General features: G+C 74.9%; 5 protein-coding genes. 4 read left to right on the forward strand and 1 reads right to left on the reverse strand.

What is annotated here, in order from left to right; genetic code table 11:
- Window positions 1–107, forward strand: a 107-nt coding sequence (locus IE245_RS36335) for a hypothetical protein (protein WP_189955698.1), incomplete at its 5' end; no start/stop codon positions are given.
- Window positions 108–236: 129 nt separating this feature from the next.
- Here IE245_RS36335 and IE245_RS36340 read toward each other — a convergent pair.
- On the reverse strand, window positions 237–1,430 hold the full coding sequence (locus tag IE245_RS36340; protein WP_229852076.1) for an IS701 family transposase: 1,194 nt from the start codon (window positions 1,428–1,430) through the stop codon (window positions 237–239).
- Between the two features lie 423 nt (window positions 1,431–1,853).
- Between IE245_RS36340 and IE245_RS36345 the strand changes: the two genes are divergently transcribed.
- The 3 genes from IE245_RS36345 to IE245_RS36355 all read left to right on the forward strand — a co-directional run bounded on the left by IE245_RS36345 (window position 1,854) and on the right by IE245_RS36355 (window position 4,963).
- Window positions 1,854–2,516 (forward strand): TetR family transcriptional regulator, encoded by a 663-nt coding sequence (locus IE245_RS36345; protein WP_189955700.1) that lies wholly within the window; start codon window positions 1,854–1,856, stop codon window positions 2,514–2,516.
- Between the two features lie 228 nt (window positions 2,517–2,744).
- Entirely contained in the window at window positions 2,745–3,650 is a 906-nt protein-coding gene (gene galU, locus IE245_RS36350; protein ID WP_189955702.1) for a UTP--glucose-1-phosphate uridylyltransferase GalU, read from the forward strand.
- A 233-nt stretch (window positions 3,651–3,883) separates the two neighbouring features.
- Complete coding sequence (locus tag IE245_RS36355) at window positions 3,884–4,963, forward strand: ParB/RepB/Spo0J family partition protein (RefSeq protein WP_189955703.1); 1,080 nt, start codon at window positions 3,884–3,886, stop codon at window positions 4,961–4,963.
- The last annotated feature ends 206 nt before the right edge of the window (window positions 4,964–5,169 follow it).

Here is a 5,169-nt window from a genome sequence, read left to right on the forward strand (position 1 = left end):
CGTCCAACACCGAGCCCCTGCTCCGTCTCAACGTCGAGGCCCGTGACGCGGCCACCATGGCCAAGGTCCGCGACGAGATCCTCGCCCTGTTGCGAGCCGACGGGTGACCGGTCTTCCGCCACGGCCGCCACGGCTTTCACGGCCGAGAAAGCCGTGAAAGCCGTGACGACCGTGAAAGCCGGCGCAGCCGCGGCCACCGCGGCCGCCCCGCCCGCACGTCCCCCCGGCCCCGGCGCTCACGCCGCGCCGGGGAGGCGGTGGCGGCGCAGGGGCGCGGGGGCGACGTCGTAGGCGTATGCCGCCGAGACCAGCGTCATGTGGTGGTGCCAGCCGGGGTACGAGCGCCCCTCGAAGTCGAGGAGGCCGTACGCGTCGGCCAGGCGGCGGGTCGTCGCGGCGGGCGCGCCCTGGTGGAGGGTCAGGTGGAGCAGGTCGTCCATCCGGTGGCGGGTGAGGGTCGTGAGCCAGAAGGGGCCGTTGCGGCGCTGGGTGAAAAGGCGGCAGGGCTGCGGGAGATCGGGCAGGCGCACGAGGGTCGAGTGGACCCGCATCGCCTGGGGGTGCCGTAGCCGGCCGAGGGCGGCGACGCCGGCGGCCGTGAGTTCGGTGCCGGTGGGGAGGCCGGCGGGGGTGAGCGTGAGCGTCGGCGGGACGGCGACGAGCAGGTCCCAGCCGCGGGCCGCGAGCGCGGCGACCAGCTCGCCCGCCCGTGCGGTCCGGCTCAGGTCCGCGACCAGGGGCGCGCGGGGCGCGTCCCGGACGGCGTCCGCGAGGTCCAGGATCAGCGAGGCGGGGGAGCGGTAGGAGGCCGCGGGGTCTATCCGGGCGCGGCGGCGCCGGTCGGCGTCGGCGAGCCAGGGCTCCGGGAGGAGCAGCCGCCAGTCGACCGGGATGCCGGTGCTCTCGTCGAGGCAGGCGAAGATCCCGATGCCGAGCTGGCAGTTGAGGGTCCGGCCGGCGGCCGGGTCGAACCGGCGGTGCACGCCGACGGAGTGCGAGCCGCGCTTGGGCAGGACCGCCTGCCCCACCGTCCAGGCGGCGGGGGTGTGGCGCTCGCCGACCCAGCGCAGCAGCTCGCGGCGGGCGGGCTCCCACTCCCAGGGGCTCGCGTTGATGAACTGCTGGAGCGACTGGTACGCGGTGGGGGAGTCCGTGACCGAGGCGGCGAGTTCCCGTACGGACTTCTTGCCCGGTGCGGTCAGCAGCCCCTGGAGGTAGACCCGCGCCCAGCGCCGCTGGTCGGCGCGGGACAGGTGGCCGAAGAGCCGCTCCGTGTAGCCGGTCAGGGCCGGGTCGGGGGTGGGCGGCGGCGTGGGCTCGGGCCCGGGCCGCGGCGTGGGCCCGGGTCCGGACCGCGGCGTGGGCTGGGGTAACCGCTGGTGCGGCGTCTCCGTGGCTCTGGGAGCCAGGGGGAGGGTCAGTGCCGTCATCTCTCCGCCTCCTCGGTAACGGCCGGGGGTGCCGGCCGGGCGATCCCGTCGGTCGATCCGGCGGTCGACCGTCCCTTGCAGAATACAGAACGATCGTTTTTTTTCGAGTGTTCCTCTGGCCTTCGAGGGACGACTTCGGCAGGTTGGGGGAGGGCGCCGGGCGGAGCATCCGGGGGTGGGTGACGTCTTCGCCAAGTAGCCCTCGCGTCGGGGGGCGCGGGCGGGCAGGCTGCGGTGCCGCTGACCCCTCGGGGACGGCGCGCGACGGCGCGCGCCGACGCGATCGGCGCGATCGGCGCGATCGAGGCGTGCGGAGCGACGCGCGCATCGACGTGGATGTCGACGCGCGCGTATCGACGCGTATCGGCGGGGCAGTGACGATCGAATGGCAGTGATGAACACGTGGTGAAACAAACGCGCGCCGTGCGCACCCGTCAGCAGCTTCTCTCCGCGGCCGCGGTCGAATTCGACCTGCACGGTTACGAGGGAACCTCGTTCTCCCGGTTGAGCCGGCGTGCGGGCATTTCCGTGGGTGCGGTGACCTTCCATTTCGAGGCGAAGGCCGATCTCGCCGCCGCCGTGGCGCAGCGCGGGACGGCCCTGGCCCGGAACGTCGTCGGCGACGCCGAGCGGCGCGACGGCCGGGCCGTCGACTCCGCCTCCGTCCTGCTGCTCGCCCTCGGTGCGCTGGTCGAGCGCGAGGCGGCCGTCCGGGCCGCGATCCGGCTCTCCCAGGAGGGCGGGCGGGCCGGCCCGTCGTGGTGCGGCGCCTGGCTCCCGTCCTTCCACGCACTGCTCGAACAGGCCGCCGCGCGGGGGGAGCTGGTGCCGGGCGTCGAGCCCCGCCCGGTCGCCGGGCTCGCCTGCCACCTGCTGTCCGGCACCGCCTGGCGCGTCCGGCGGCGGCCCACCGCCCTGCCGGGCCGCGCCCTGGAGGAGTTACGCGAGCTGTGGCGGCTCGTCTGCCGGGGGGTGGTCGCGGAGCCGTACGCGGGACCCCCCGCCGCCGGACCGGACGGCGAACTCCGGGCCACTCTCCCGTACGGCGTCCGCTCGCCGTCGGTCCCGCCGCAGGGCGGCCCCTGACGCCCCGCTCCCCCCGACCCCCCCCGCCCCCAACCCGTCGCCCCGGCCGCGCTCTTTCGTGGTCGGGGCTTTCCTCATGAGCGCGGAAAACGTCATCGGAATCACCCGTACCGCATTTGCCGCATTCGGCTCGCGGCGGTCCGGACGACTTTGCCGAAATGCCGAAGTGGGGCTCGGAGGAACGGCGGCAGGTGCTTTTGCGGGGCCGGATTCCCTAGCCTCACCACCATGTCGAAAACACCTTCCCCCATCACCAAGGCGGTCATTCCCGCGGCCGGCCTCGGCACCCGGTTCCTGCCGGTCACCAAGGCCACGCCCAAGGAGATGCTGCCGGTCGTCGACAAGCCCGCCATCCAGTACGTCGTCGAGGAGGCCGTCGCCGCCGGCATGGCGGACATCCTCATGGTCACCGGCCGCAACAAGCGCGCCCTGGAGGACCACTTCGACCGCAACCACGAGCTGGAGGAGGCCCTGGCCCGCCGGGGCGACCAGGACAAGCTGGACAGCGTCTGCGCCTCCACCGAACTGGCCGACATCCACTACGTGCGCCAGCGCGACCCGCTCGGCCTCGGCCACGCCGTCCTCTGTGCCGCCCCGCACGTCGGCGACGAGCCCTTCGCCGTGCTCCTGGCCGACGACCTCATCGACCCCCGCGACCCCCTCCTCGCCCGGATGACCGAGGTCCGCGAGCGCCACGGCGGCAGCGTCGTGGCGCTCATGGAGGTCGGGCCCGACCGCATCCACCAGTACGGATGCGCCGCCGTGCACCGCCTGGCCGGCAGCGACGGCGTCCGCGTCACCGACCTGGTGGAGAAGCCCGCCCCCGGCACCGCGCCCAGCAACCTCGCCGTGATCGGGCGCTACCTGCTCGACCCGGAGATCTTCGACGAGCTGCGCCGCACCCGCCCGGGCCGGGGCGGCGAGATCCAGCTGACCGACGCGCTCCGCGGGCTGGTCGAGCGGGGCCGGCCCGTGCACGGCGTCGTCTTCGGCGGGCGCCGTTACGACACCGGGGACCGTGCCGAGTACCTCCAGGCCACCGTCCGCCTCGCCTGCGAACGCGAGGACCTCGGGCCCGGATTCCGTTCCTGGCTGCGGGACTTCGTCGGCGCACAGGAGCTCGTGGGTGTCTGACCGGCCGCTTCGTCCGGTGGCGGGCGAGGAGGCGGAGGCGTCCCTCGCCGGGGTGGTGGGCGACTGCGCAAGACCCGCAGTCGCCCACCACCGGCCGCCCCGTGGCGGAGAGTTGCCAGAGTCGCGCCGGGAGCCCCTGTCCGATGCGAGTTACCGAACGGTAGTTACTTACTGTCCTTCTGGGTCGCCGATCGAACCCGGCGCCCGGGCCACTCCCGGAAGGAGGTGAACCCATGAATCTGAACCTGAACCTCAGAAAACTCCCCACGCCCCTCGCGCACGCCGCACCCCTCGCGCGCACCACCCCGATCGCCGACGCCGCCGGCGCGGTGGTCAGGGTGCCGACCGCGACCCTGCGGACCGCCGACTCGCCGCGGACCGTCGGACTCGACGAGGAGTACGCCCGCACCCTGGCCACCGCCGAGGGTCCCTACCGGCCGCTCCTCGTCCACCGCGCCACCATGCGGGTCATCGACGGCACCCACCGGCTGCGCGCCGCACGGCTCCGCGGCCAGAACACCGTCGACGTCGTCTTCTTCGACGGCAGCGCCGAGGACGCCTTCGTCCTCTCCGTGGAGGCCAACATCCGCCACGGACGCCCCCTCACCCGCAGGGAGCGCACCACCGCCGCCCTGCGGATCCTCCGGACCCACCCGGACTGGTCCGACCGCTTCCTGGCCGACCGCACCGGGCTGTCCGCCCGGACCGTCGCCGCACTGCGCGCCCGGGCGGCCGGGCCGACGGCGGTGGACGGCAGGATCGGCCGTGACGGCCGCATCCGGCCCCTGGACCCGGTGAGAGGCCGGGAGGCCGCGGCCCGGCTGCTCGCCGACCACCCCCAGGCGTCGCTCCGGGAGATCGCCCGGGCGGCCGGCATCGCCCCGTCGACCGTACGGGACGTCCGACGTCGGATCGGCGAAGGCGCCGACCCGGTGCCCGCAGGCCAGCGGCGCGCCCGCCCCCCGCTCCACGAGAGCGGCGGCCCGACCGGCGTACCCGGTGGATCCGGGCCGGGCGACCCCCCGGGCCCGGTCGGCCCGGCCGGCTCGCCCGGTGCGGCGGGCCAGCGGCTCGCCACCCTGGTGCCCGCCCTGTGCAAGGACCCCCTGCTCCGCCTCAGCGAGGCGGGCCGGCTCCTGCTGCGGATGCTGGACCTCCAGGTCAGCGCCCTGCGCCAGCGGGAACGGATCGTCGCCGCGGTCCCCCCGTACCGCGCCGAGACGGCGGCCGCCGCAGCCGCCCAGTGCGCGCGGGTCTGGCAGGAACTGTCGGACGAGCTCCGCCGCCGGGGTTCCGCGGAGTCCTCCGCCTGAACGCCCCGCGCACCGATCCGCGTCACCCCGGACCCCGTTCCCCCCACATCCCACCCCCCACACCCCCATCCCCCGTTTCTTCGTGTTCGAAGGGCCGTCCTCCCCGCTCGGAGGGCCGTCCCCCTGTGTGAAAGGACTGGTTGGTCATGTCGGTTGTCGAGAGTGCGCGTCCGGGTCCGGACGCGAGCGTGTCGGCGAGTGGTGGT

The organism is Streptomyces roseolus, assembly GCF_014649855.1.
Taxonomy (GTDB): domain Bacteria; phylum Actinomycetota; class Actinomycetes; order Streptomycetales; family Streptomycetaceae; genus Streptomyces; species Streptomyces roseolus.

Coding starts and splice junctions, on each gene's coding strand:
- IE245_RS36340 (WP_229852076.1), bottom strand. CDS start 1,430: ATGACGGCACTGACCCTCCCCCTGGCTCCCAGAGCCACGGAGACGCCG.
- galU (WP_189955702.1), top strand. CDS start 2,745: ATGTCGAAAACACCTTCCCCCATCACCAAGGCGGTCATTCCCGCGGCC.
- IE245_RS36355 (WP_189955703.1), top strand. CDS start 3,884: ATGAATCTGAACCTGAACCTCAGAAAACTCCCCACGCCCCTCGCGCAC.